The following is a 26011-nucleotide window of genomic DNA, read 5'->3' on the forward strand; positions in this document are numbered from 1 at the left end:
GGGCGGGTGGGCTGCTTGCACTTGGGGCAGACCTTCTGGACCTTGCAGGCATACAGGGGGGCTTCCTTCTGGAGGATGCCGCCCTGGTCGCCCTGCTTGCGGGGCTTGGTGTGGCGGGAGACCATGTTGACCTTCTCAACGATGACCTTGCCCTCCTTGGGCATGACCTCCAGGACCTTGCCCTGCTTGCCCTTGTCCTTGCCGGACAGAACGACCACCAGATCGTCCTTCTTGATGCTCATTTTGTTCATTTCCATTGCCCTCCCTTACAGCACTTCGGGAGCCAGGGACAGGATCTTCATGTAATCCTTGTCACGCAGCTCGCGGGCCACTGGGCCAAAGATACGGGTGCCGCGGGGGTTCTTATCGTCCTTGATCAGGACGGCGGCGTTGTCGTCAAACCGGACGTAGGAACCGTCGGCGCGGCGGACGCCGCGGGAAGTGCGGACGATAACGGCCTTGACGACCTCGCCCTTCTTGACGGTGCCGCCGGGAGCGGCCTTACGGACGGAAGCCACGACCACATCACCGATGTTGCCGAACTTGCGCTTGGAGCCGCCCAGCACGCGGATGGTCTTGATCTCCTTGGCGCCGGTGTTGTCGGCAACCTTCAGATAGCTTTCCTGCTGAATCATACCGACACCTCCTTACTTCGCCTTCTCGATGATCTCAACCACGCGCCACCGCTTGTCCTTGGACAGGGGGCGGGTCTCCATGACCTTGACGCGGTCGCCCACGCCACACTGGTTGAGCTCGTCGTGAGCCTTCAGCTTATAGGTTCTCTTTACGATCTTCTTGTACAGAGGATGGGCCACACGGTCAGCGATGGCGACCACCACGGTCTTGTCCATCTTGTCAGAGACCACCAGGCCGACTCTGGTCTTACGAGAAGAAGTTCTGTTTTCCATTGTCTATTCCTCCTCTTAGCGGCCGGCGAGCTGCTGCTCGCGGATGATGGTCTTGACCCGGGCGATATCCTTCTTGACCTCAGCGATCCGGATGGGGTTATCCAGCTGGTTGGTGGCGTGCTGGAGGCGCAGATTGAACAGATCCTTCTTCAGGTCCGCCAGCTTGCTCTCCAGCTCGGCGCTGGACATCTTACGAACTTCATTGGCCTTCATTACGCTTCACCACCCTCCACAACTTCTTCACGCTTCACGATCTTGCACTTGACGGGCAGCTTGTGGCTGGCCAGGCGCAGAGCCTCGCGGGCGGTCTCCTCGGAGACGCCGGCGATCTCGAACATCACACGGCCGGGCTTGACCACGGCCACCCAGTACTCGGGGGAGCCCTTACCGGAACCCATACGGGTCTCAGCGGGCTTCTCGGTCACGGGCTTGTCGGGGAAGATCTTGATCCAGACCTTGCCGCCACGCTTGGTGTAGCGGGTCATGGCGATACGGGCCGCCTCGATCTGGTTGCTGGTGATCCATGCGGGCTCAGTGGCCTGGAGACCGAACTCACCGTAAGTCACGGTGTTGCCGCGGCTGGCCTTGCCCTTCATACGGCCACGGTGAACGCGGCGGTACTTAACTCTCTTGGGGAGCAGCATTACTGAGCGCCTCCTTCCTTAGGGGTATTGGCCTGACCGGCGGGGCGGGGGCCACGGTTGTTGTTGAAGCCACCCTGGCCGGCGGGCCGGGGACCGCGGTTGAAGCCGCCCTCACGGCGGTCGCGGTTAAAGCCGCCCTGGCGGCGGTCACCATCCCGGCGGTCGCGGCGGGGACGGTCACGGCGCTCCTGGTAGGGCTTGCTGGTGTCCAGCGTGCGGGGGGTGGTGCGCAGGGCCTGAGTCAGCACCTCGCCCTTGTAGATCCACACCTTCACGCCGATGCGGCCGTAGGTGGTGGCAGCCTCAGCGAAGCCGTAGTCGATGTCGGCGCGCAGGGTCTGCAGGGGGATGGTGCCGTCGTGATAGTGCTCGGTGCGGGCGATCTCAGCGCCGCCCAGACGACCGGAGCAGGAGGTCTTGATGCCCTTGGCGCCGGCGCGCATGGCGCGGCCCATGGCGTTCTTCATGGCGCGGCGGAAACCGATGCGCTTCTCCAGCTGCTGGGCGATGTTCTCGGCCACCAGCTGAGCGTTGGTATCGGTGTCGCGGACTTCCACGATCTTCAGGTCAACGGGCTTGCCGGTCAGCTTGACCAGCTGGGCCTCGATCTTCTTGATGTCCTCGCCGCCCTTGCCGATGACCACGCCGGGACGGGCGCAGTGCAGGTAGATGCGGGTCTTGGCGTTGTCCCGCTCGATCTCGATCTTGGGGATACCGGCGCCGTAGAGGGTCTTCTTCAGGTAATCACGGATCTTCTTGTCCTCCACCAGCAGGTCGCCGACCTTCTCGTTCTTGGCGTACCAGCGGGAGTCCCAATCCTTGATGACACCCACGCGCAGGCCGTGGGGATTAACTTTCTGTCCCATATTGTTCCTCCTCCCTTAGCGCTCGCTCACGGCGATGGTGACATGAGAAGTGCGCTTGTTGATCCGGTACGCGCGGCCCTGGGCCCGGGGCATGATCCGCTTGATGATGGGGCCGGGGTTGGCGTAGCAGGTGCTGACGTACAGCTTCTCAGGATCCATCTGGTGGTTGTTCTCCGCGTTGGCGGCGGCGCTCTTCAGCAGCTTCAGAACAGGCTCAGAAGCGGCCTTGGGGGTCTGCATCAGGATGGCGGTGGCGGTGCCCACATCCTTGCCCCGGATCAGGTCCAGGACGATCTGCACCTTACGGGGAGAGATCCGCAGATATTTCAGGTTTGCAACAGCTTCCATCGTTTCTCTCCTCCTTACTTACCGGTCTTGGCGCCCGCGTGACCCTTGAAGGTGCGGGTGGGCACGAACTCGCCCAGCTTGTGGCCGACCATGTCCTCGGTGACATAGACGGGCACGTGCTTGCGGCCATCGTGCACAGCGAAGGTGTGGCCAACGAAAGAGGGGAAGATGGTGGAGCTGCGGCTCCAGGTCTTCAGCACCTTCTTCTCGTTGTTCTTGTTCATCTCATCGACCCGCTTCAGCAGCTCGGGAGCGCAAAAGGGGCCTTTCTTAATGCTTCTGCTCATCGTGTTGCCTCCTTACTTGCTATTGCGGTGCTTGACGATGAACTTCTCAGTGCGGTTCTTCGTCTTGCGGGTCTTGTAACCCAGAGCGGGCTTGCCCCAGGGAGTGACAGGGCCGGGACGGCCGACAGGGCTCTTGCCTTCGCCGCCGCCGTGGGGGTGGTCATTGGGGTTCATGACGGAACCACGGACGGTGGGCCGCCAGCCCATGTGACGCTTACGGCCGGCCTTGCCGATCTGGATGTTGGCCCAATCGGTGTTGCCCACCTGGCCGATGGTGGCCTTGCAGTCCTCGCGGACGTAGCGGACCTCACCGGAGGGCAGACGGACCTGAGCCATGCCGTTCTCCTTGGCCATCAGCTGGGCGGCCACGCCGGCGGCGCGGACCAGCTGGGCGCCCTTGCCGGGGTACAGCTCGATGTTGTGGATCATCTCGCCCACGGGGATGTTGGCGATGGGCAGGCAGTTGCCGGGCAGGATGTCGGCGTCGGGACCGGTCATGATGATGTGGCCGGCCTTCAGGCCGTTGGGGGCCAGAATGTAGCGGCGCTCGCCATCCTCATACTCGATCAGGGCGATGTTGGCGGAACGGTTGGGGTCGTACTGCAGGTTGACCACAGTGGCCTTGCCCTCTTTGTCCCGCTTGAAGTCGATGATGCGGTACTTCTGCTTGTTGCCGCCGCCGTGGTGGCGGACGGTGATGCGGCCGTAGCTGTTGCGGCCGGCGTTCTTCTTCAGGACCTCAGTCAGAGCGCGCTCGGGCTTGGCCTTCTTGTCGATCCCCTCGAAGGCGGACACAGTCATGTGACGGCGGGAGGGGGTTGTGGGCTTATAAGTCTTGATAGCCATTTCTCATTCTCCTCCTTACACCATACCCTCGAAGAACTCGATGGACTTGGAATCGGCGGTCAGGGTGACCATAGCCTTCTTCCAGCTGGCACGGCGGCCGGCGGGGCGGTTGCCCAGCCGCTTGGCCTTGCCCTGCATGTTCAGGGTGTTCACCTTGGCGACCTTGACGCCGAAGATCTCCTCGATCGCCTTGGCGATCTCGATCTTGTTGGCGGTCTTGGCGACCTCGAAGGTGTAGCGCTTCATCTCGGTCTGCTCCATGGACTGCTCGGTGATGATGGGGCGCTTGATGATGTCATAAGCAGTGGTAGCCATTACGCGTACACCTCCTCGATGATAGCCAGGGCAGCCTTGTCGATGACCAGCTGCTTGGCGTTGACGATGTCATAGACGCTGAGGATCTTGGCGGTGGTGGTGACCACGCCAGGGATGTTGCGGGCGGACTTGATGACGATCTCGTCCTGCTCGGCGGTGATGACCACGGACTTGGTGACGCCCACGGCGTTCAGGAAGGCCTTCAGGACCTTGGTCTTGATGGACTCCATCTTCAGCTCGTCCACCACCACGATGGCGCCCTCGGCAGCCTTGGCAGACAGGGCGGACTTCAGAGCCAGACGCTTGACCTTCTTATTCAAGGTGTAGCTGTAGTCGCGGGGCTTGGGGGCGAACACGATGCCGCCGTGGGTCCACTGGGGAGCCCGGGTGGAACCCTGACGGGCGTGACCGGTGCCCTTCTGGCGCCAGGGCTTCTTGCCGCCGCCGGAAACCTCGGCGCGGGTCAGGGCGCTCTGGGTGCCCTGACGGCAGTTGGCCAGGTGGTTCTTGACCACCTCGTGGACCACAGCCTCGTTGGGCTCGATCCCGAAAATGGCCTCGGAGAGCTCGATCTCGCCGACCTGCTGACCGGCCATGTTGAACACGTTAGCTTTAGGCATGACTCAATCTCTCCTTTCCTTACTTGTTGCGGGCGGAAGCCTTCTGCGGGTTGACACGGGCGGAAGCCTTCTGCGGGTTGACGCGGCCGGCCTCGGTAGCCTTCTTCTCCACGTGGGTCTTGACGGTGTTCTTCACGAACACGATGCCGCCCTTGGGGCCGGGGATGGCACCGCGCACGGCGATGAGGCCCAGCTCGGTGTCCACCTGGACCACGTCCAGGTTCTCAACAGTGACCTGCTCGTTGCCCATCTGGCCGGCGCCGATCTTACCCTTGAAGATGCGGCTGGGGTCAGTGCCGGAGCCCATGGAGCCCGCGTGACGGTGGACAGGGCCGGTACCGTGGGTCTCCTTCAGGCGGCTGGCGCCGTGGCGCTTGACAACGCCCTGGTAGCCGTGGCCCTTGCTGATGCCGGTGACGTCCACGAAGTCGCCGGCGGCGAAGACGTCAGCCTTCAGCTCGTCGCCAACCTCGTACTTGGAGCAGTCAGCCAGAGGGAACTCCTTGAGGACCTTCTTGAACTCCTCAAGGCCGGCCTTCTTCTGATGGCCGATCTCAGGCTTGGTGAGCTTGCGCTCGGGAACGGTCTCGAAACCCAGCTGAATGGCGTCGTAGCCATCCTTCTCGGCGGTCTTCTTCTGCACCACGGTGCAGGGGCCGGCCTGGATCAGGGTGACAGGCACCACGTGGCCGGCTTCATCGAAGATCTGGGTCATGCCGATCTTTTTGCCGATGATCGCTTTCTCCATTTGGATTTTCCTCCTATAAAGGTTATTGGTCGACGTAGTTGGCTCCCCATTGGGCTGGGGACCAGCGCTCCGGCGACTTGACCCGTCCGCCTCAATCACGCGGCGGACCGCGGTACTAACAAGTTCGCAGGGCCCGATGCTCTCATCAGGCCGGCCTTGTTGAAATCAAGATGAAATTCAGAATGAATTACAGCTTGATTTCGATCTCCACACCGGCGGGCAGCTCCAGGGACATCAGAGCCTCCACAGTCTTGGGGGAGGGCTTGATGACGTCGATGAGGCGCTTGTGGGTGCGGCGCTCAAACTGCTCGCGGCTGTCCTTGTACTTGTGGACGGCGCGCAGGATGGTGACGACTTCCTTCTTGGTGGGCAGGGGGATGGGGCCGGAGACGGTGGCGCCGGTGCGCTTGGCGGTCTCCACGATCTTCTCAGCGGACTGGTCGATCAGCTGATGATCATAGGCCTTCAGGCGGATGCGGATCATTTCTTTCTGAGCTGCCATGGGTTGTTCCTCCTTAAATACATACGAAAGTTGAATTTGTCCAGCCTTCGTACGGTGAGAGCGTTTCGTGTATCCACGCTTTCGTGCGTATCACTCCTGGTCACGAAAAAACCGGCACAAGACAGGCCGGTTTTCTCCCTGCCCGGCGATATACGCCGTGGCACAGAGCTCTCAGCCGCCCGATCATACGGACATACTCCGCGGAAGTTACCTCGTTTCCGAGCAATCTCCCGCATCATCGCAGACTGCGCCCTTTGACAGGCGCTTGGCTATCATACAACAACACCCCCGTGTGTGTCAAGGCTTTTTTCAAATTTTTTTCGTAATTTTTCACGAAATTTTGGGGGTGATTTTTGGCAGCTATATCTTGGGGTCTAGGCCGTGTTTTCAACACAATTCCCTTATTATATATAAGGTAGGGCGGCCAAAGGCCGCCCCTGCGGTCTCTCCTGGTTTCGCCTTGGGCGGCATACTCGACGCCCCTCGACGCGCGCGCTGTGGACCCCGGTATCCCCATCGTGCCCCACCCGGCCGTCCCACGTGTCACTTGATCACTCCGCCTTGGGAATGGTCCCTGTCTGCTCCAGCAGGAGGGAGCCGTCTTCCCGGCACAGCGCCAGCGCATAGCTCCCGCCCTGATACCAGTCGGCGGAATAGCTGGATTCCGGCGGTTCCAGGACGAACAGCCACACGCCGTCTCCCAGGTCCCAACCTTCGCTCACCCGGTGATAGTCCTTCTCCCGGTAGGTCACGTCCAACACCAGCTCTCCCCGCGCCGCCTCGGGCATCCCCAGAAACAGCAGTGAGGGCCAGATGTGGGGATTGCTGTGCACTCCCTGTTCACTCTCAACCTGTTCGATCCAACCCACATGCCCCAGGGGGAGGGGGACGGGGGATGGACCGTCATTCAGGGCAAACACGTCTATTTGGCTCCATTTCCCTTCCAGGTATCCGACAGCCGCCCGGTCTCCGTATGTCCCGACCACCCACCGGTTCCACAGCGTAAAGGCGGGGCCGTTTTTTGGTTTCAGGTCGTTGGTACTGCGGGGCGCGGTAAAGACGATCTCGCTCCGGGGCAGCAGATTGGTCCGCTCCAACCGGCGGAACTCCAGCTCCGCCGTGGGCAGGGGGTAGCCGTACTGTGCCCAGACAAAAACGGCAAGGGCCAGCGTCAGCAGAAGGTTCCGCACGGTCTTTCCCCTTCGGCCCAGCCGGGGGCGGCGGCTCCAAAGCGCTTTCAGTTTCTTTTTCACGCTGTCCCCTCCTCAATCTCCACAGTGAAGGAGAATACCGGCTCGCCTGGGCCGTAGTCCAGGCGTATCCACCGGACGTCCGCTTCCCGAATCCCCAGCTCCAGCTGCCACCCCGTATGGAAGGGTCCTTCCTCCACCCGCCGGAAGCGGTTTTCCACCACCTGCTGATAGGAGTCAAAGGAATACCCCCGCCCCGTGTTATCCGTGATCTTCAGCCAGCCTTCACGCAGTACGGCTTTTTCCCAAAAACGCGGGCTGTCCACCCTCAGATAGACGAACAGCTTGCGGCTATTCCACAGAGTTGAGGGATATGCCTGCCACAGGGCGGCCCGCTCCAGCGTAACGGTATTGCCCATGACCCGCGCCTTTTGTCTCGTACTGTCGGTCATCAGTTGGGCGGGGTCGTCCCCCGGCAAATAGATCTCCTCCGCCGACAGTTCTCCCACCTGGAACACCATCCCGCCCTGTTGGGGCAGTCTGTCCACGTCCCATGCCATCCAAAGGGCAGCGTCCCCGCCGAACCGCCCCGTTAAGCCCAGCCATACCAAAAGCAGTACCATCAGCCCCACCGCCCACTTGCTTGCCACCCACAGGTACCCCAGCCAGGGCTTATGTATCTTCGCCAGTTCCTTCCCAATCTCCTCTGGGTCGCCCATTTGGAACAAAGCCCGCTCCCCGGCCTTCTCGGCGGTCATATCCGGGAAAATCCGCATCAGGTCCAGGGTCTTGTCCTCAATGTGCTCCCGCAGCTCCGCCTCCACCGCCGCCCGGTCAGGCTTGAAGCGGATACCCGCCACAGCGGTATGGAGCCAGCCGTTCCGATCCATGTTATCCATCCGCGATTTTCCCTCCCGCTTGTCAAAATGGGGCGGTCCATCACGCCATGGCGTTAGCGCCGCCGGACAGGACGCTGTTGACCCCCTTGTGGAAGGCCTCCCACTCGGCCCGTTTCTCGTCCAGCAGCTTTTTCCCCTTCCGGCTCAGCTTATAGTACTTCCGCACCCGCCCGGTGGGGGCCTCCTGCTGGTAGGAGGACAGGTATTTGTCCTTCTCCAGGCCGTGGAGGATGGGGTAGAGGGTGCCCTCCTTCATCTGGAAGGCGTCGTTGGACCGGCGTGACAGCTCCTCGATCATCTGGTAGCCGTACATGTCGCCCCCCTCCAGCAGGGACAGCACCAGCATGGTACTGCTGCCCGCGATCAGGCCCTTATCGAATTTCATAAAATCATCCTTTCCCGGGAAATCCCCCGCTGGTCTGCGAAAAGATACCTCGTAATTCTAGGCATATTATACCTAGAATTACGAGGTATTGTCAAGCGCTGTTCCGCAAAAAGCGGGACCGCCCGCGCGGTCCCGCTCCAAGCGTCTTGTTTAGTTGAATTTGTAGATCTTCCGGGCCAGCCGGTACAGCCGCACCGACAGCTTCCTGCCCTGGTAGCCGGGGAAGACGGTGAAGGTGGACACGGCGGCGTACTTCATCCGGTGGAAGACCCCGGAATCCACCGAACGCAGATACTCCCACAGCTGGGTCTTCTTGCCCAGGGCCTCGGGAGAACCGTCGATGGTAAGGAAGATGGAGGAGATGGCCATCATCATGGCCAGGTAGTTGAACATATACCGCCCCAGCTTCTTGTGCTGGGCGGAGACCGCCCGCAGGTCGTGGGAGTCGATCATGTGGTAGGTGACCCGCAGCTGCTGGTCCACCCGGCCCACCATCACCTTCTCGTTCACCGACTGGTCCGCCCGGCCGATGAAGTAGCGGTACAGGTCCACATCCAGATAGTACATATTCTTCACATAGGGCAGGGGCTGATAGACGAAGATGTTGTCCACATAGAAGGTGTGCTTGGGCAGCTCCAGCCCGCAGTCCCTCAGCAGCTGGGTGCGGTAGATGACGGAGTGCATCAGCAGGTACTGGGAGGGGCGGAACCGGCCGATCTGGTCCCAGCCGAACACCTTGTTCCGGGGGAAGACGTTGCGGTAGTGCATCACCCGCTGGGTGTTGTCCTCCACATGCTCATAGACAAAGTTGCAGATGAGCAGGTCCACCAGCTTCTGGTCCCGGACGAACTGGCGCAGCTTGTCCAGGGCCTGGTGGAGGGCGGGAACATCCACCCAGTCATCGGAATCCACCACTTTATAATAAATGCCCCGGGCGTTGCGGATGCCCTGGTTGACTCCCTCGCCGTGGCCTCCGTTGGGCTGGTGGATGGCCCGGACGATGTCGGGGTATTGCTCCGCGTACCGATCGCAGATAGCGGGAGTGTCGTCCTTGGTGGAGCCGTCGTCCACCAGAATGATCTCAATATCGTCGCCCCCCTGGAGCAGGGTCTCCACACAGTGCTCCATATAGGCCGCCGAGTTGTAGCAGGGGACGGCAAAGGTGATCAGCTTATCCATATATCTTTTCTCTCCTGTCGGTCATATTCCACCCGCGATGGGGCAGGGCGGGGGATGGTCTCCGCCCTCCTGATGTTCCTCCCGGAACGGCCCCGTGAGGGCATGGGCCCCTACGGAAACCTCGTATCGTAGCGCCGGATACCCTCATCCGGCCGCAATCATTCTTATGAAAGAGTCTCTGCCAGTTTAAGCGCCCGGGCGGCGATCGCGTCCATATTGTAGTATTTGTACTCCGCCAGCCGGCCCAGCAGGTACAGGTTGTCAAAGCGCGCTCCAAGGGCCCGGTACTGTTCGTACAGGGCGTTGTTTTCCGGGTTGATGATGGCGTAGTAGGGGATCTCCCCGAAGACGCCGGAGTAGGCCTTGGAGTATTCCTTAACGATGGTGGTCTTTCCGGGCACCTGCTGGCCCGTCAGGTGCTTGAACTCGGTGATGCGGGTGTAGTCCTGGTCCACGGTGTAGTTCACGGTGCCGTAACCGTTCTGGAAGTCATCCCGCTCCAGGGTCTCGAAACGGAAATCCAGGGTGCGGTAAGGGAGAGGACCGTACTTGAAGCCGAACAGCTCGTCGGCCTGGCCGGTGTAGATCACCGGCCCCCGGAAGGGCGCGCCGTCCACCCGGATCACATCCCCGGACAGGTCCAGACGCTCCAGGGCGTCCACCCCCAGCTCCACGGTGATGTTGGGGTGGTCCAGCATCCGCTCAAACATGGGGGTGTAGCCCTCCAGAGGCATCCCCTGGTAGGCGTCCTGGAAGTAGCGGTCGTCCCGGGACAGGAACACGGGCACCCGGGCGGTGGTGTTGGGGTCGATGTCCTCGGGCTTCTGGTCCCATTGCTTCATGGTGTAGTGGACGAAGACATGCTCATATACATAATCGGCCAGGGCGGAGATCTCAGGGTCCTCATTCCGCCGCAGCTCCAGGATGGTGACTTTCTTCTCCGCGCCGTAGGCGGCGATCAGCTTGTCCCCCAGCCGCCTGCCCTCCTCGGGGCCGAAGGCGGTCTCCAGGGAGGTGAGGTTGAAGGGGACGGGGTAGGTCATCCGCCCACCCTTTCCGTCGGGGATGTTGGCCACCACCCGGTGCTGGTAGTCCCGCCACTGGGTGAACCGGGACAGCCAGTCAAAAACTTCTTTGTTGTTGGTATGGAAAATATGGGGGCCGTACTGGTGAATGAGCACGCCGGCGTCATCCAGCCGGTCGTAGGCGTTGCCGCCGATATGGGGGCGGCGCTCCAGCACCAGTACCCGCTTTCCCTGCTCGGCCAGGGCCCGGGCGGCCACCGCGCCGGCGTAGCCGGCGCCCACTGCCAGGACGTCAAAGGAAGCGCTCAAAGGCAAATACCACCTTTCTGAAAAAGCCGCCCCATAAGGCGGTCTGAACCGTTGCTTTCTCGGGTTTATTTTTGAGTATACCACACTTCGTGGGAAAAAGGAATTAAATTTCCTTGAAGTTTGGATAAAATAAGGGGGAAAGGAGCCACTTTTTCCTTGACAATCCCCAGGGGAGCGGATAAGATAGTAGGGCAATATGGCAAATATGCGCGGATGAGGACGAGTAACCCCTCTTTTCCCGCTCAGAGAGCCGCCGGGCTGGTGCGAGGCGGACGGGGGAGAAGGGCGAAGATCACCTCGGAGCAGAGGGCTGAACCCCGTCGGGAAAGTAAGCGCCTCCGGCACGCCCCCGTTACCGGGCGGACCTTGAGTGGCCGGATGTTTGATCCGGCAAGAAGAGTGGTACCGCAGAGGAGCTTGCGCCTTTGTCTCTTACATGGGACAAAGGCGTTTTTTGTTTTCCAAAAGGCTTCCCCCCACATAGCGTGGGGGCGGCCTGTGGCCGCCCGCGGGCGCATCCCCGTTTCACGCCGTCACGAAAGGAGTTTGCCCCATGAACTGCCCCTACTGTGGAAAAGAGATGGAAGCCGGCCTGATCTCCGCTGGCGCCGGCCGCCGCCTGGTCTGGACAACAAAGGACTATAAACTGCTCCCCGCCAACTGGGACAAAGAGGCCGTTGACCTGCCCATCCCCAGGGTACTGGAAAAGACGGAGCCCTTCGCCTACCTCTGCCGCGCCTGCCGCAAGGTGGTCGTGGACTATTGACCCCGGCCTTGCACGCCCGCAGGGTGCGAAAAAATTTTCGCTGACAAAGCGTCGGGGGCAAGCCCCCGCCCGATCAAAATAAAATGACACCACACCTATCAAACGGAGGAATCTGAGACATGGACTACAACAAGACCATCAATCTCCCCAAGACCGACTTCCCCATGCGGGCGGGCCTGCCCAACCGGGAGCCGGGGATGCTCCAGCGCTGGAACGACATGGACCTGTACAACGAGATGCTGAAGAAGAACGAAGGAAAACCCCTGTTCTCCCTCCACGACGGCCCTCCCTTCTCCAACGGCAACCTGCACATGGGCCACGCCCTGAACAAGTCCATCAAAGACTTTATCACCCGCTCCTACGCCATGCGGGGCTACTACACCCCCTATATCCCCGGCTGGGACAACCACGGCATGCCCATCGAGTCGGCCATCATCAAGGAGCAGAAGCTCAACCGCAAGAACATGTCCGTACCCGAGTTCCGCACCGCCTGCCACAACTACGCCCAGAAGTATATCGACATCCAGATGGACGGCTTCAAGCGCATGGGCGTGCTGGGCGACTGGGAGCACCCCTACAAGACCATGGACCCCGGCTTTGAGGCCGAGGAGGTGAAGGTCTTTGGGGAGATGTACAAGAAGGGCTACATCTACAAGGGCCTGAAGCCCGTGTACTGGTGCCCCAAGGACGAGACCGCCCTGGCCGAGGCCGAGATCGAGTATCAGGACGACCCCTGTACCACCGTCTATGTCAAGTTCCAGGTGAAGGATGACCTGGGCAAGCTGGCCCCCTACGGCGACATCTCCAAGATGTACTTCGTCATTTGGACCACCACCATTTGGACCCTGCCCGGCAACCTGGCCATCGCCGTCCACCCCCGGGAGAGCTATGTGCTGGTGAAGGCGGACAACGGCGAGATGTATATCATGGCCGAGGCCCTGTGCGCCAAGGTCATGAAGATCGGCGGCTTTGAGGACTATGAGATCGTCAAGCAGTTCCAGGGCCAGGACTTTGAGTATATGCTGGCCCAGCACCCCTTCCTGGACAAGACCTCCCAGCTGTGTACCGCCGAGTACGTCACCATGGACTCCGGCACCGGCTGCGTCCACACCGCCCCCGGCTTCGGCGCCGACGACTACGAGACCTGCAAGCGCTATAAGATCGACATGGTGGTGCCCGTGGACGACCGGGGCCGCCACACCGACTACGCCGGCAAGTACGCCGGGATGAAGACCGACGAAAGTAACCCCGTCATTCTGGCCGACATGAAGGAGAGCGGCGCTCTCTTCGCCTCCGAGGAGATCGTCCACAGCTACCCCCACTGCTGGCGCTGCAAGAACCCCATCATCTTCCGGGCCACCCCCCAGTGGTTCTGCTCCGTGGACGCCTTCAAGGACGAGGCTTGCGCCGCCTGCGACGACGTGCGCTGGGTCCCCGGCTGGGGCATTGACCGGATGAAGTCCATGATCCGGGAGCGGGCCGACTGGTGCATTTCCCGCCAGCGCCGCTGGGGCCTGCCCATCCCCGTGTTCTACTGTGCCGACTGCGGCAAGCCCATCTGCACCGACGAGACCATCGCCGCCGTCAGCAAGCTCTTCGGGGAAAAGGGCTCCAACGCCTGGTACGAGATGGAGGCCGCTGACATCCTGCCCCAGGGCTTCACCTGCCCCCACTGCGGCAAGGCCGCCGGTTTCACCAAGGAGGAGGACACCCTGGACGGCTGGTTCGACTCCGGCTCCACCCACTTCGCCTCCATGAAGAAGGACCAGGGCTTCTGGCCCGCCACCATGTATCTGGAGGGCCTGGACCAGTACCGCGGCTGGTTCCAGTCCTCCCTGCTCACCGCCGTGGGCGCCTTCGGCCAGGGCGCGCCCTTCAAGGAGTGCGTCACCCACGGCTGGACCGTGGACGGCGAGGGCCGTGCCATGCACAAGTCCCTGGGCAACGGCGTGGATCCCGCCGACATCTTCAAGAAGTACGGCGCCGACCTGCTCCGCCTGTGGGCCGGCTCCGCCGACTACCATGTGGACGTGCGCTGCTCCGACGCCATCTTCAAGCAGCTGTCCCAGAACTACCTGAAGTTCCGCAACACCGCCCGGTACTGCCTGGGCAACCTGGACGGCTTCGACCCCAACAACCTGGTCTCTCCTGCCGAGATGGAGGAGCTGGACCGCTGGGCCGTCACCAAGCTCAACGAGCTGATCGAAAAGTGCTTCGCCGCCTACGACAACTATGAGTTCCATGTAGTGTCCCACGCCATCAACGACTTCTGCGTGGTGGAGCTGTCCTCCTTCTATCTGGACATCATCAAGGACCGGCTGTACTGCGAGGAGACCAACGGCCTGAAGCGCCGCTCCGCCCAGACCGCCCTGTGGCTCATCCTGGACACCATCACCAAGCTGTTCGCCCCCATCCTAGCCTTCACCTGCGACGAAATCTGGCAGGCCATGCCCCACAAGGAGGGGGACGACGGCCGGAACGTGGTCCTCAACGAGATGAACCAGCCCTTCGCCGGCTACGCCCTGGATGAGGCCGCCCTGGCCAAGTGGGACAAGATCATTGCCGTCCGCACCGCCGTCAACGCCGCCCTGGAGACCGCCCGGAACGAGAAGAAGATCGGCAAGAGCCTGGAGGCCCAGGTGGACGTCACCGTCCCCGCCGAAGACTCCTTCCTGGCCGAGATGGACGCCGGCCAGCTGGCCGACCTGTTCATCGTCTCCCAGGCCAAGGTGGCGGTGGGCAGTGAGCTGGCCGTGTCCGTGGCCCCCGCCGAGGGCGAGAAGTGCGAGCGCTGCTGGAAGCACCACCCCCTGGTGGGCTCCCACGCCAAGCACCCCACCCTGTGCCCCCGCTGCGCCGGCGTCATCGAAATGTCCGCGCTCTGAGGCACGCCCTGCGGACGCTCTCGGGAATAGCCGCCGCCGTGGCGGAATCATTGCGTCAAAATACACCCAAAGAGGGACCGGCTGTACGCCGGTCCCTCTTTTTTGCAGCTGTTCTCCCATTTCTTTTATCATCTCGCACAAATCCTTTCAAAATTTATTGATTTATTTCGCTAATGCGCTAGTGTACAAATCCAAGAATTGCTGGTATACTCTCCATGATCAACGATTTTCTCCCTGTGGGAAGAATGGAGCGCTCAGCGATGGAAAACTATTCAATTCTCATCCCCTCCTACACGGTGGGGCCGGAGGCCTACAAAAAGGTCCCGGAGTACTGCAAAACTTACGGAAGGACCGCGGTGGTGATCGGCGGAACAAAAGCCATGGCCGCCGCCCGGGACAAACTGCTGGCCGCCACCCAAGGCAGCGAGATTACCATTCTGGACTTTGTCCATTACGGTACCGAGTGCACCTTCGGCACGGCAAAGATACTGGAGCGCCATCCCTCCGTACAGAAGGCCGATATGATCTTCGCGGTGGGCGGCGGAAAGGCGGTGGACACCGCCAAGCTGGTGGCCCTGGACCTGGACAAGCCCTACTTCTCCTTCCCTACCATCGCCTCCAACTGCGCCGCTTCCTCCTCCCTGGCCATTGTGTACAACGAGGACGGCAGCTTCTGTGAGTTCGTCCACTTCCTGAACTCCGCCCGGCACATCTTCATCGACACCGGCATCATCGCCAATTCCCCCATCCAGTACCTCTGGGCTGGCATCGGCGACACCTACGCCAAATACTATGAGGTCAGTGTGTCCGCCAAGGGAGAGCACCTGGAGCACTACAAGGCGGCGGGCGTCAGTCTGAGCCGCATGTGCATCGACACCATGATGGACCACGGGGAGCAGGCCCTGAAGGACAACCGGGCCGGCATCCCCTCCTACGATCTGGAGCAGGTGGCCCTGACCATCATCGTCACCACAGGCTGGGTGTCCATGCTGGTGGCCCGGGACCACACCATGGACTACAACGGCGGCGTGGCCCACGCCTTCTTCTACGGCCTGTGCAGCCTGCCCAACTTTACCGAGGACGAAAACCGCCTCCACGGCGTGGTGGTGGCCTTCGGCGTGCTGATGCTGCTGGTCATCGACGGCCGTAAGGAGGAGTGCGAAGCCCTGAAAGCCTTTAACAGGAAGGTCAACCTCCCCACCAAGCTCAGCGACATCGGTGTGACCGTAGAAGATGTGGCAAAGGCCGCCCCCGAGATGGTGAAAGACGCAGACCTGGAGCACTATCCCTACCGGGTGACCGAGGAGATGCTGGTGGAGGCCGCCCGCTATCTGGATACCGAGGAATAACACAAGAACGCAAGCAGGCCCCGCCGCGCCGGTGCGGCGGGGCCTGCTTCTCCCCTCCCTCCGTCCGGCCGGACAGGTGCTCTCCTCCCCGGTTGGGCATGCCGCCGTCCCTCCGCCCCAACATCTTGCGGTGGACAAAAATACCGAAAAATTTCCCGGTATTTCAGGATTTTTTCCTTTACACCGGGGAAAAATTGTGATATATTATCTCAGCATGAAAAATGCGCCAACATGCCCACCGGCCTGGTTTCGGGGTACGGCCCGCGCAGGTGCGCGGGGCTTCACCCGCCCGTTACCCAGCCTTTGGGGCAAAACAATTTGAAAGGTGGAATTTCCCATGATCCGCAAGGACGAAAAGACGGCCGTTATCGAGGCCAACCGCACCCATGAGACCGACACCGGTTCTCCCGAGGTCCAGATCGCCATTCTGACCGCCCGCATCAACGAGCTGACCGAGCACCTGAAGGTACACATCCACGACAACCACAGCCGCCGCGGCCTGTACAAGATGATCGGTAAGCGCCGCAAGCTGCTGGACTACCTGATGGAGAAGGACATCGAGCGGTACCGCGCCATCATCGCCAAGCTGGGCATCCGTAAGTAATGTACAAATAGGGTGGTGTGGGTTCCCATGCCACCCTATCTTCCCATCTTGCGGAAAACCTCATGCATCCCCGGTTTCGGGGCTTTCCCGCTTTTTTAGCAGTTGAATATGAGCCGAAGCGCCGAATTCCCGAGCAGGAGAGCTTGGAGCGAAGCGAGGAATACAAACCAAGAATCGTCCACGATTCTGTTTGTGTCCCGAGTCGGAGGGAAGGGGAGCGCTGCGAACAGGCGAGGCGTGACAACGCCGAAGCGCCGGGCCGCCGTGAACCGCGTTTCGACCCGTATTCAAGTGCTAAAAGGTAGGTCAAGGCTCCGGAACTCCCAAAAATTTGAAACAAAGGAGTATGGACATGTCTACTGTTATCAAGCACAAGCAGTTCCCCAACTACAAAAAGTGGACCATGGACCTGTGCGGCCGTCCCCTGACCATCGAGGTGGGCAAGGTGGCCGAGCTGGCCAACGCTTCCGCCATGGTCACCTACGGCGAGACCACCGTGATGGTGGCCGTCACCGTGGCCCCCCGTCCCCGTGACGGCGTGGACTTCTTCCCCCTGTCCGTGGACTTCGAGGAGAAGCTGTACGCCGTGGGCCGCATCCCCGGCAGCTTCATGCGCCGTGAGGGCCGTCCCTCCCTGCCCGCCGTTCTGGCTTCCCGCCTGATCGACCGGCCCATGCGCCCCCTGTTCCCCTACGACTTCCGCAACGACGTGTGCATCACCTGCACCGTCATGAGCGTGGATTACGACTGCTCCCCCGAGGTGGCTGCCATGATCGGCGCCTCCGCCTGCGTCAGCTACTCTGAGATCCCCTTCGCCGGCCCCATCGGCTGCCTGGAGGTGGGCTACTGCGACGGCCAGATCGTGCTGAACCCCAACCAGGAGCAGCGCAAGACCTCCCGCATGGACGTGACCGTGGCCGCCACCCGTGAGAAGGTGGTCATGATCGAGGCCGGTGCCGACGAGATCCCCGACGAGATCATGTACGCCGGCATCGTCAAGGCCCATGAGGAGATCAAGAAGCAGATCGACTTCATCGACCAGATCGTCGCCGAGATCGGCAAGCCCAAGATGGAGTATGAGCACGCCTCCTTCAACCAGGAGCTGTTCGACGACATCGTGGCCAACTTCATGGACGAGGCCAAGGCCGCCATGGACACCGACGACAAGAACGTGCGCGAGGAGCGCTGGAACGCCATGATCGACCACTGGCACGAGAAGTATCTGGAGCAGTATCCGGATATGGACCAGTATCTGGAGGAGTTCACCTACAAGTTCCAGAAGAAGATCGTCAAGGCCTGGCTCCTGGAGGGCCACCGCGTGGACGGCCGCGCCAAGAACGAGATCCGTCCCCTGGCCGCCGAGGTGGGCGTCCTGCCCCGGGTCCACGGCTCCGGCCTGTTCACCCGCGGTCAGACCCAGGTGCTGTCCGTGTGCACCCTGAACACCCTGGCCGCCTCCCAGAAGCTGGACACCATCTGGGAAGAGGAAGAGAAGCGCTATATGCACCACTACAACTTCCCGCCCTACTCCGTGGGCGAGGCCAAGGCGCCCCGCTCCACCAACCGGCGTGAGTACGGCCACGGCGCCCTGGCTGAGCGCGCCCTGGTGCCCGTGCTGCCCTCCGTGGACGAGTTCCCCTACGCCATCCGCGTTGTCTCCGAGGTCCTGTCCTCCAACGGCTCCACCTCTCAGGGCTCCATCTGCGGCTCCACCCTGGCCCTCATGGACGCCGGCGTGCCCATCAAGGCCCCTGTGGCCGGCATCTCCTGCGGCCTGATCCAGGACGATGACGGCTCCTTCCAGACCTTCATCGACATCCAGGGCGTGGAGGACTTCCACGGCGAGATGGACTTCAAGGTGGCCGGCACCAAGGCCGGCATCACCGCCATCCAGATGGACCTGAAGAACGACGGCCTGACCCACGAGATCATCAAGGAGGCCCTGGACATCACCCGGGACGCCCGGTTCGCCATCCTGGACGAGGTCATGCTGCCCTGCATCTCTGCCCCCCGGGCCGAGGTGAGCAAGTACGCCCCCAAGATGATCACCATGAAGATCGACCCCGACAAGATCCGCGAGGTCATCGGCAAGGGCGGCTCCGTCATCCAGAAGATCACCGCCGAGTCCGGCGCCACCGTGGACATCGAGGACGACGGCACCATCCACATCGCCTCCCCCAACGCCGAGGCCTGCGACGTGGCTAAGAAGATGATCGACACCATCGTGTTCGTCCCCCAGGTGGGCGAGCTGTACTACGGCAAGGTGGTCCGCATCCTCCAGTTCGGCGCCTTCGTGGAGCTGGCCCCCGGCAAGGACGGCATGGTCCACATCTCCAAGCTGGCTGACCGCCGGGTGGAGAAGGTGGAGGACGTGGTCAACATCGGCGACATGATCTGGGTCAAGGTCACCGACATCGACGACAAGGGCCGCGTCAACCTGAGCTACAAGGACGCGCTGAAGGAGATCAAGGCCAAGAAAGAGGCCGGCGAGCCCATCAAGTAAATCCGCACCGGAAAACACCGGATGCTGACGGCGGCACGCTCTGCCGTCCCATACAGTGATATTGCAGCGGCCAATAGGGCCTGCTGTCCGCAGCCGCGGGCAGCAGGCCCTTTCGCTTTCTCCCTTCCCACGGCAATACCGTATCATAAAAGCAGGGGCTGTTCCATTCGGAACAGCCCCTGCTTTTTTGGGATCTTCCGCGTCTGTGCCGGCTTATCCGCCTTGGCCGGATGCCTTCCCCGTCATTTCCAGCGCTCGCTGCCCTCTTCCACGATATAGTCGTGCCGGTTGGAGGCCTCCACCATATCGTAGAAATACCAAGCGGCGTGATCCTGCAGATCGGGGAATTGCTTCAGCTCCCGGAAGTTCCGCTCCACATAGTCCATGTCGGCCCAGCGGCCCAGCATCCGGTTGATGATGGTGGCCACTTCCCCGCGGGTGATTTTCGCGTCCGGACGGAAGGTGCCGTCCGCCAAGCCCACGACCCAGCCGTAGCTTGCCGATACATCCACAAATCTTCTGGCCCAGTGGGTCGCCGGGACATCAGAGAAGTGGGAGCTTCCCCCCTCCATTCTGGAGAAGCGCACCGCCATGGTGGTAAACTCCGCCCGGGTGATCAAATCGTCGGGGCCGAAGCGGCCATCCGGATAGCCCGCCACGATGCCGAGGGCGGAGAGGGTCTCCACCGCCTCCGCATACCACGCGCCCTCCGCCACATCAGGGAACCGGGTCCCCTTTCCGGGGGCAGGGTCTTTCAGCAGGCGGTAGAACATCATGGCCACCTCAGCCCGGGTGGCGTTCCGGCACGGACCGGCGGTGCCCTCCGGGTCGCCGCTGATGTAGCTCACATGGTCCAGACAGTTCAGATAATCCGCTACGCCGGTATCCCACGGGCTTGCCGGACCGCTTTTTTCCGTCTCTCCGGCGATTCCGCCGGGGGCGCCTCCGGGCGCCCCACCGCCGCCGGCTTCGCTTTGCCGGTAGAGCAGCGCGTAGGTGGAGAAGTAGCGGGTGTCGACCGTGAAGGTATCCCCGCTGCTGTCCAGGTTATTCAGCAGCGCTTCATGGTACCTCCCCCCGCCGTCCTGGGTCTGGTGGACGCGGTAGATGGTAAAGACACGGTTGAACGCCTGAAGCTCCTGAGGGATGTCAAATACGATCCTGACATCCACAGCCGTCTCCGGGATGTTCTCCCAGGTCTGCCAGCCGTCCCAGGACCGGTCCAGCTTGATGTCCAGATAGGTCCCCAGGACCGTTCCCTGGTTGCTGTCCAGATACCGCTTCACAAGTTCCTTTTCGGCGGGGATAACTTCCCCTTCCTCCATTCTGCTGATGGTCAGCCGCAGCTGCACCCGGTCCGGCGTGTTCCGGATCCGCCACTTTTCCCCGTCCGTCAGGCAGGCGTTGATGATCTCCAGCCCGTTGCGGACCTCCGCGCTGACGCGCCTGCCTTCCTCCGGGGAGGTCACGACGATCAGGCTGGCATCGCCCCCATCCACGTCGGACTGGGTCCCGGTGACGGTCTGCCCGTTGTCTCCACAGGTGGCGGTGACGGTACACTGCACCTTGTAATACCGCTCGTTGTCGTTAGCTGAGTATCCCGTGGGCGCCTGATACACGGAGACATTGTCCTCCGCCGCGTCCTCCCAGAGGACATGTCCCAGGCCCTCGTAGATCTTCCAGGCGAAGGTGTAGGTATACCGGTCCTGGCTGATGGTATCGCCCTCCAGCGGCACAGCCGTCGCCGTCACCACCGGACGCTCCGTATAGCCATAGCGGGTGTCCTCGTTCTTGCTCTTGACCAGGGTGACCTCCAGGGTGGCCGCGCGGGCCGCCGGGGTCAGGGTGATGGTGATGGGTCCGGCTCTGCCGGGGTCCCCCGCCATAGAAGCGGCAGAGGCGTAGGTATTTCTGGTCCCGCCGTCCATACCGTCGGAGGGGTCGGCCACCGTAACGGCGGGATTGCTGCTTGTCACAGACGACACCACATAGCCGGTGGTATTGGCCAGCTCCGCGCCAAGCTCCGCCGTATCGCCGGGGAACATCACAACGCCGGTACCGCCGGCCACGCCGACGATGGTGATGTTCTCCGTGCCGCCGGGCGCACCCTCCCGGAAGGCGAACCGCACCAGGGCGGCATGGCGCGCCGCCGACGTTCCCGGGGCGCTGTCCGCCACGTTCCCGTGGTCCGCATTGTTCACCTGGGAGGCGATGGCCGTCACCCGGACCGTGTATACGCCGGCGCCCAGGCCCCGCATCACGGCGGTATAGTCGTACGTCAGCCCGGTGGTGGCGGCCCCGCCGTCCTCCACAAGCACGCCGTCCTTGTACAGCCCGACCTGATACTTCTCCACGGCGACATCCCCGATGCCGGGGACTGCCGCCCAACTCACCTGGCCGGGGTCATCCCCGCTCCAGACCGGGCTGGGCGCCGCCAACTGGTTCCGTGTGACCTCCAGGGTGTTGGAGAACTTCCGCAGGTCGTAGTTGTCCGCCTGGGCAGTACCCCAGACCACCTGGTCGATGGCCAGGGAATAGCCGCCGACCGGAGAATAGGGGGACACGGAATAGCCGCAGTCATAGGTCACGCCGGTGATGGTCTCGCCGCCCACCAGTCCGTCGGTCTCGTACCCGCATTCCGGCGCCGCCGAACCATGGGGGACCTGCTTGTCCGGGGCCGGATTCACCGCCGTGACAGTCAGGGGCCGTCTGGCGATGTCCCCCTCGGCCTCCCGCTGGCTTGCGGTCTCATCCACCACATAGCGGGTGGCCTGATAGCTGCCCAGGGTGAAGGTCAGGCCGCTGACCCTATGGCCGCTGCCCGCGTCCTTTCCGTCATACACGCCGCCGGACACGGTGAGGTAGGCGGCGGGGTCCTCTCTCCAGATCCCAGTCCGCTTGCTGCAGGCCGTCGATGGCGATGGCGGACAGGTCATACTGGTCGCCGTAGACCTCCGTGGTCCCGTCATAGACCCGCTCTTTGATCTGGATGCCGCTGACGGTCAGCTGATTTTCCGTTCTCTTTTTCACCGTCAGATAGCCGGGGCGGAGACAAACACATAGTTGTCCGCCCAAAGGCCATCGGTCACCGGCACATATGTGAAGGCCTATGACGGCACCACCGATGTCGGCCCCGACATTGTGGACTATGTGGAGTTTGACAAGGCGGAGGCCGGCGGACAGTCCGCCGCGTTCTGGCTGTCGTACAGGGCGCGGAAGCTCAGGCCCAGGCCGTCCGCGTCCCCTTGGGTGACGCCGGACTCGTCCTTCCCGGTGACCGCCGTGAACTGGTAGTGCCTGCCGATCTCCTCCCCGCCGGCGGTGACCGTTCTGGTTCCGTCATACTCCTTGACAATGGGGGAGGCGCCGTCATATTCGGTGAGTCCAAGGGCCACAGGCCTCGGCGTGACCGTCAGCGTCTGATGGGTCATGTCCGGGTCCTGCACCACGCGGACATAGTTGCCGTTGCCGCTCCTGACCGCTACGTTCGTCAGGTCCAGCTTGATGCGGTAGGTACCCACCGGCGTGGCGCCGCCGTTGGAATAGCGCATGCCTTCGTACGTCTCCGCGCCGTAGTGCACGCTGACCGGCGTACCGCTCTCGGCCTCCATGGCCGCCAGCGCCGCCGCGTCGTACAGCCCGTCCACATTCTGGAAGTAGTGGGTGATGGTCTGGCGGAAGCTGGCGGCGTCCCAGGTGGCCACTGCCTTTACAGCGGCCTTGGGCATGACAAATTCCGCACCCGCGGGATCCGGAGCGTCTCCGGTCCACGCGGTCCCGCCCTTGGACCAGGTCCAGCCCGTGAAGGCATAGCCGTCCAGCTCAGGGTCCGTCAGGGCGACTCTCTGGCCGTTGCGGTACTGGACGGTCTCCACGCTGCCGGGCAGCTCCAGCGCCGCTGGCCAGTTCATATCCACCGTCAGGGGATAGACGTTCCGGGCGAAATAGGCCCGCAGGGTGATGGACTCCGTCTGGCAATAGCCCTTGACCAGGTTTTTGGAGTTGGCCTCGTCATAGTGCAGGCCGTCCAGGGAATAGGCCGCGTCTCCCAGGTCCATCTCCACCTGGATAAAGGTTTCCGCCGGGATCATTTTCTTGACCATGACCGCTTCTCCGCCATAGCGGAAGGTTACGGTGGCGGTGCCGTCCTCCTCCAGCACGGGCCCCAGGACCTCCACCGCCTCCGCCACCGCCGGCCGGTCCAGGTCAGCCTCGGTGATGTAGGAATAGGTGACGCCGCCCAGCTCCGCCGGGTCGGCCAGTTCAAAATAGGCGTAGGTGGTATAGGTCAGGGCCTTCTTCTCATACTTGCCGTAGACGGTCTTGTTTCCGTCCATGGTGATGGGGGCGTCGACCCGGTCCGTGCAGCCGGAGTCCGTGTACCAGACGATCTCATAGCCCTCCTGCGCCGAGAAGGTGCCGTGTCCGCATCCGACCTCCTCCGGCTGGATCACGGAGCCGGCGGCGTAAACATGGGCATCGTTCAGGCAGGCCGTCCCCCCATCTCATAGCGCAGGCGGTAGGTATTTCCGTTGCGCATGGTGATGGTCAGGTTGTATGTGCCCTGCGCCTCCCCGTAATAGCCAATGGTGCTGCCCCAGCTTCTGCTGTAGACATAAGCGCCCTGGGCATACGGGTCGCCGGCATACTCCGCCTTGTACCGGGCCAGATAATCCGTCACATCCGAATAGCCGATCTCGCTCTCCGAATACCCGTAGGAGGTAAAGTTGCCCGCGAAGAACCGGTCAGACGGGCCGGCAAAGCTCTGCGTCTCATCTTCCTCATGTTCCGTCAACCTCATCTCATTCAAGGCTCGCTATTATAAATTATGATCATCTATTTTGAAGTATAAGCCAAGTTTTCTGACACAAAATTATTAAATATTTGTAACCACCTTAATGCAAACTTTCCATGAGAACTACCGGCTTCATGGGACGATGCGCCGTTCCAAACCGGGCGCGGCCGCCACGCTCTGTTTCAACCAAAAAAGTCCTCAAAACCGAAGTTTTGAGGACTTGAAAAGCCGTATTCTATCCTGGCGGCACCCGGAACCCCTTTCCGGGGCCAGGACCCTTGGTCACAGGGAAAGGAGCGTTTCGCTGAGCCGTTTTCCGGCGGAGCCTCCAAAGTCCTCCGCCCGGCGGATGCGCAGGAAGGAAGAGCCGTAGATCATCCGCTCATTTTCCAGTTCGTTGTCTTCTCCCAAAAAGATGCCGATGATCTGCACGCCCCGGCTGCGCAGCTTCCTGACCTGAAAACAGGTGTCCCGTATGGCTGCGTCCCCGATATACTTTTCGGGGGCGCCCGAACGGGTCCGGCCGCTTACCATATCGTTGGGGAGGCCATCGCTGAACACAATGACGATTTTGTGCTCCTCCCTCCGTTTTAAAAGGTCGACCCCGGCGGCAGCCAGCGCCAGCCCGTCCCGGTTGTTGGAGGTCGCCCGGTACTCCAGAATCTTCCGGTCCGCCTCCGGCTGATCCTCATAGTCCCGGAAACGCCGCAGCACCGTGTGGTCCCCGTAGGTGCAGTAGCTCATCACCCGGTGGGGGATCTGGATGCGGCTCAGGGCGGCGCTGAACAGATAGCTCTGCAGCGCCACCATGGACTGGCGGACCGCCTGGGAACCACTGGCGTCGATCAGCAGCTCCACCACAACGGTGGACTGATCCTGGCGGAAGATTTTATGAAAGAGCTGGGGATCTTGGCAGCGCCCCACCTTCCAGAGGGCGCTGTTTATCAGCACGCCGTGGTGGGCGCGGTAGATCTCCGGGTCATTTTTCAAATTCAGCGCGTTGCGGAAAGCCTGCTCAATGCTCCGGATCCCCTGCCGTACGGAATCCTCGTGCTCCGCCAGCATGCGCAGATTCCGGTCCCGGCTCTCCCGCAGCATATCGGCCCTGGAAGATCTCTCCTCGTATGCGCTTTCCGGGAGGCCGTCTGTAAACAGCAGCTTGCGTCCCTCGTGTATGCCGACGCAGACCGCATGCTCGATCTCCTGCATGGCCTTCTCGGTCTGAAAGCTGGGACCGAAGTGTTTGGCCAGGTAGTCGGGGACCGCGGCCAGGGCCTCCTCTGACAGCTCAATGCCGTCCGATACCACGGCCTTTGCCTTCTCATATTTCAGCTCCGGCTGGATCTCCTCCGGCTCGGGAAGTTCCTCCCTGTCCGGGGCGGGATCTTCCCCCTCCCACAGGTCATCCTCTGAGAATTCAGGGTTGGGCAGAAGGTCCTGGCTGTGATCGGGCGCAAAGTACCGGGTAAAGATCTTTTTGTACAGGAGTACGGCCCGGTCCACCAGCGCCCTCCCGTCCGCACACTCGGCGCTGCCCTCCATGAGCTGCGTAAACCGCCCCAGCATATCCTCAAAGCCGGAAAAATTTTGCAGGATCCTGCGGCTCTCCGGGGTAGCCGTCCGGGGGAACTGCTCCGTCAGCCAGTAGAGGCTCATCCAGCCCCGGGAGGAGTAACGCCACTTCAACGGGTCGGCATCCATCAGTTCACAGGCAGCCTGTTCCGCCATGACGGCAATGCCGGGGCGCTGCGCCGCCAACCTCCGGCGCACCGTGTATTCCAGGCACATGTGGGCGATGGGGAGCAGGACCTCCATATCATATGCCGCATACCGGTGCCGCCTGAGCCACAAATTCAGCTCCTCCAGCCCAAACAGCTTGTCTCCGCCCCCCAGGATCACGCCCTCATACACCGCGATCATGCCGCCGGCCTGCCGGTATGGTTGGCTCATGCGGAGAATGTATTCCGGATATTCCCTCCTGCTGTGGTTTTCAGAAACCGTCAGAAACAGGCTTTCCTCTCTGTCAATACTCACCGCG

At 61.9% G+C, this 26011-nt stretch carries 28 protein-coding genes and 1 other annotated feature; of the genes, 5 read left to right on the forward strand and 23 right to left on the reverse strand.

The features are described from left to right. From rplX to glf, 18 genes are all read right to left on the reverse strand, one after another. Positions 1 to 251 (reverse strand): 50S ribosomal protein L24 (rplX, locus tag I6E42_RS11195; RefSeq protein ID WP_235372028.1); only part of this gene is annotated, 251 nt, incomplete at its 3' end. 15 nt (positions 252 to 266) lie between these two features. Next, complete coding sequence (gene rplN / locus I6E42_RS11200; protein WP_235372029.1) at positions 267 to 635, reverse strand: 50S ribosomal protein L14; 369 nt, start codon at positions 633 to 635, stop codon at positions 267 to 269. 12 nt (positions 636 to 647) lie between these two features. Further along, positions 648 to 908, reverse strand: coding sequence for a 30S ribosomal protein S17 (gene rpsQ, locus I6E42_RS11205; protein WP_147563679.1), 261 nt, complete (start codon positions 906 to 908; stop codon positions 648 to 650). Positions 909 to 923: 15 nt separating this feature from the next. Continuing rightward, entirely contained in the window at positions 924 to 1121 is a 198-nt protein-coding gene (gene rpmC / locus I6E42_RS11210) for a 50S ribosomal protein L29 (RefSeq protein ID WP_235372030.1), read from the reverse strand. Then, positions 1121 to 1552, reverse strand: a complete 432-nt coding sequence (gene rplP, locus I6E42_RS11215) for a 50S ribosomal protein L16 (RefSeq protein ID WP_235372031.1) — start codon at positions 1550 to 1552, stop codon at positions 1121 to 1123. Before rplP ends, rpmC begins: the two co-directional genes overlap by 1 nt. After that, positions 1552 to 2418: a 30S ribosomal protein S3 gene (rpsC, locus tag I6E42_RS11220; protein ID WP_235372032.1), complete on the reverse strand. Its 867-nt coding sequence runs from the start codon at positions 2416 to 2418 to the stop codon at positions 1552 to 1554. Before rpsC ends, rplP begins: the two co-directional genes overlap by 1 nt. A 15-nt stretch (positions 2419 to 2433) precedes the next feature. Continuing rightward, positions 2434 to 2766 carry a 50S ribosomal protein L22 gene (rplV, locus tag I6E42_RS11225; protein ID WP_235372033.1) on the reverse strand — a complete coding sequence of 111 codons (333 nt, stop codon included), beginning with the start codon at positions 2764 to 2766 and terminating at the stop codon, positions 2434 to 2436. 14 nt (positions 2767 to 2780) lie between these two features. Then, positions 2781 to 3053 (reverse strand): 30S ribosomal protein S19, encoded by a 273-nt coding sequence (gene rpsS / locus I6E42_RS11230; protein ID WP_235372034.1) that lies wholly within the window; start codon positions 3051 to 3053, stop codon positions 2781 to 2783. A 12-nt stretch (positions 3054 to 3065) separates the two neighbouring features. After that, entirely contained in the window at positions 3066 to 3899 is an 834-nt protein-coding gene (gene rplB / locus I6E42_RS11235) for a 50S ribosomal protein L2 (RefSeq protein WP_235372035.1), read from the reverse strand. 15 nt (positions 3900 to 3914) lie between these two features. Continuing rightward, complete coding sequence (gene rplW / locus I6E42_RS11240) at positions 3915 to 4214, reverse strand: 50S ribosomal protein L23 (protein WP_235372036.1); 300 nt, start codon at positions 4212 to 4214, stop codon at positions 3915 to 3917. Next, positions 4214 to 4834: a 50S ribosomal protein L4 gene (rplD, locus tag I6E42_RS11245; RefSeq protein WP_235372037.1), complete on the reverse strand. Its 621-nt coding sequence runs from the start codon at positions 4832 to 4834 to the stop codon at positions 4214 to 4216. Before rplD ends, rplW begins: the two co-directional genes overlap by 1 nt. A 19-nt stretch (positions 4835 to 4853) precedes the next feature. Continuing rightward, complete coding sequence (rplC, locus tag I6E42_RS11250) at positions 4854 to 5582, reverse strand: 50S ribosomal protein L3 (protein ID WP_235372038.1); 729 nt, start codon at positions 5580 to 5582, stop codon at positions 4854 to 4856. Positions 5583 to 5769: 187 nt separating this feature from the next. Beyond that, complete coding sequence (rpsJ, locus tag I6E42_RS11255; protein ID WP_050623197.1) at positions 5770 to 6084, reverse strand: 30S ribosomal protein S10; 315 nt, start codon at positions 6082 to 6084, stop codon at positions 5770 to 5772. A 551-nt stretch (positions 6085 to 6635) separates the two neighbouring features. Beyond that, complete coding sequence (locus tag I6E42_RS11260; protein WP_235372039.1) at positions 6636 to 7337, reverse strand: hypothetical protein; 702 nt, start codon at positions 7335 to 7337, stop codon at positions 6636 to 6638. Further along, positions 7334 to 8173 carry a permease prefix domain 1-containing protein gene (locus tag I6E42_RS11265; RefSeq protein WP_235372040.1) on the reverse strand — a complete coding sequence of 280 codons (840 nt, stop codon included), beginning with the start codon at positions 8171 to 8173 and terminating at the stop codon, positions 7334 to 7336. Before I6E42_RS11265 ends, I6E42_RS11260 begins: the two co-directional genes overlap by 4 nt. Before the next feature lie 40 nt (positions 8174 to 8213). Further along, the gene (locus I6E42_RS11270; protein ID WP_235372041.1) at positions 8214 to 8558 is read right to left on the reverse strand and encodes a PadR family transcriptional regulator; all 345 of its coding nucleotides are present in this window, start codon (positions 8556 to 8558) and stop codon (positions 8214 to 8216) included. 150 nt (positions 8559 to 8708) lie between these two features. Further along, a complete protein-coding gene (locus I6E42_RS11275; RefSeq protein ID WP_235372042.1) occupies positions 8709 to 9737 on the reverse strand; it encodes a glycosyltransferase family 2 protein in 1029 nt (342 codons plus the stop codon). 164 nt (positions 9738 to 9901) lie between these two features. Then, positions 9902 to 11071 (reverse strand): UDP-galactopyranose mutase, encoded by a 1170-nt coding sequence (gene glf / locus I6E42_RS11280; RefSeq protein WP_235372043.1) that lies wholly within the window; start codon positions 11069 to 11071, stop codon positions 9902 to 9904. A 201-nt stretch (positions 11072 to 11272) separates the two neighbouring features. Then, positions 11273 to 11507, forward strand: a binding site (T-box leader). Between the two features lie 117 nt (positions 11508 to 11624). On the opposite strand from glf, the gene I6E42_RS11285 reads away from it, so the two are divergent. The 5 genes from I6E42_RS11285 to I6E42_RS11305 all read left to right on the forward strand — a co-directional run bounded on the left by I6E42_RS11285 (position 11625) and on the right by I6E42_RS11305 (position 19178). Then, complete coding sequence (locus tag I6E42_RS11285; protein WP_235372044.1) at positions 11625 to 11837, forward strand: PF20097 family protein; 213 nt, start codon at positions 11625 to 11627, stop codon at positions 11835 to 11837. Positions 11838 to 11956: 119 nt separating this feature from the next. Then, a complete protein-coding gene (gene ileS, locus I6E42_RS11290) occupies positions 11957 to 14722 on the forward strand; it encodes an isoleucine--tRNA ligase (protein ID WP_235372045.1) in 2766 nt (921 codons plus the stop codon). A gap of 260 nt (positions 14723 to 14982) precedes the next feature. After that, a complete protein-coding gene (locus I6E42_RS11295; RefSeq protein WP_235372046.1) occupies positions 14983 to 16071 on the forward strand; it encodes an iron-containing alcohol dehydrogenase family protein in 1089 nt (362 codons plus the stop codon). Between the two features lie 337 nt (positions 16072 to 16408). After that, the gene (gene rpsO / locus I6E42_RS11300) at positions 16409 to 16675 is read left to right on the forward strand and encodes a 30S ribosomal protein S15 (protein WP_235372047.1); all 267 of its coding nucleotides are present in this window, start codon (positions 16409 to 16411) and stop codon (positions 16673 to 16675) included. 352 nt (positions 16676 to 17027) lie between these two features. Then, a complete protein-coding gene (locus tag I6E42_RS11305) occupies positions 17028 to 19178 on the forward strand; it encodes a polyribonucleotide nucleotidyltransferase (RefSeq protein WP_235372048.1) in 2151 nt (716 codons plus the stop codon). Between the two features lie 242 nt (positions 19179 to 19420). Here the strand turns inward: I6E42_RS11305 and I6E42_RS11310 are convergent, their stop codons facing one another. The 5 genes from I6E42_RS11310 to I6E42_RS11330 form a co-directional block, all read right to left on the reverse strand. Next, positions 19421 to 22021 (reverse strand): S-layer homology domain-containing protein, encoded by a 2601-nt coding sequence (locus I6E42_RS11310; protein ID WP_235372049.1) that lies wholly within the window; start codon positions 22019 to 22021, stop codon positions 19421 to 19423. Beyond that, the gene (locus tag I6E42_RS11315; protein ID WP_235372050.1) at positions 22014 to 22253 is read right to left on the reverse strand and encodes a hypothetical protein; all 240 of its coding nucleotides are present in this window, start codon (positions 22251 to 22253) and stop codon (positions 22014 to 22016) included. The genes I6E42_RS11310 and I6E42_RS11315 overlap by 8 nt, the downstream gene beginning before the upstream one ends. 71 nt (positions 22254 to 22324) lie before the next feature. Beyond that, on the reverse strand, positions 22325 to 23632 hold the full coding sequence (locus I6E42_RS12865) for an InlB B-repeat-containing protein (protein WP_235372051.1): 1308 nt from the start codon (positions 23630 to 23632) through the stop codon (positions 22325 to 22327). Positions 23633 to 23661: 29 nt separating this feature from the next. Next, on the reverse strand, positions 23662 to 23979 hold the full coding sequence (locus I6E42_RS11325) for a hypothetical protein (RefSeq protein WP_235372052.1): 318 nt from the start codon (positions 23977 to 23979) through the stop codon (positions 23662 to 23664). A 276-nt stretch (positions 23980 to 24255) separates the two neighbouring features. Further along, on the reverse strand, positions 24256 to 26007 hold the full coding sequence (locus tag I6E42_RS11330; RefSeq protein WP_235372053.1) for a vWA domain-containing protein: 1752 nt from the start codon (positions 26005 to 26007) through the stop codon (positions 24256 to 24258). Positions 26008 to 26011 lie beyond the last annotated feature (4 nt).

Origin of the sequence: Pseudoflavonifractor phocaeensis, from assembly GCF_021531815.1 — a bacterium.
GTDB lineage: Bacteria > Bacillota > Clostridia > Oscillospirales > Oscillospiraceae > Lawsonibacter > Lawsonibacter phocaeensis_A.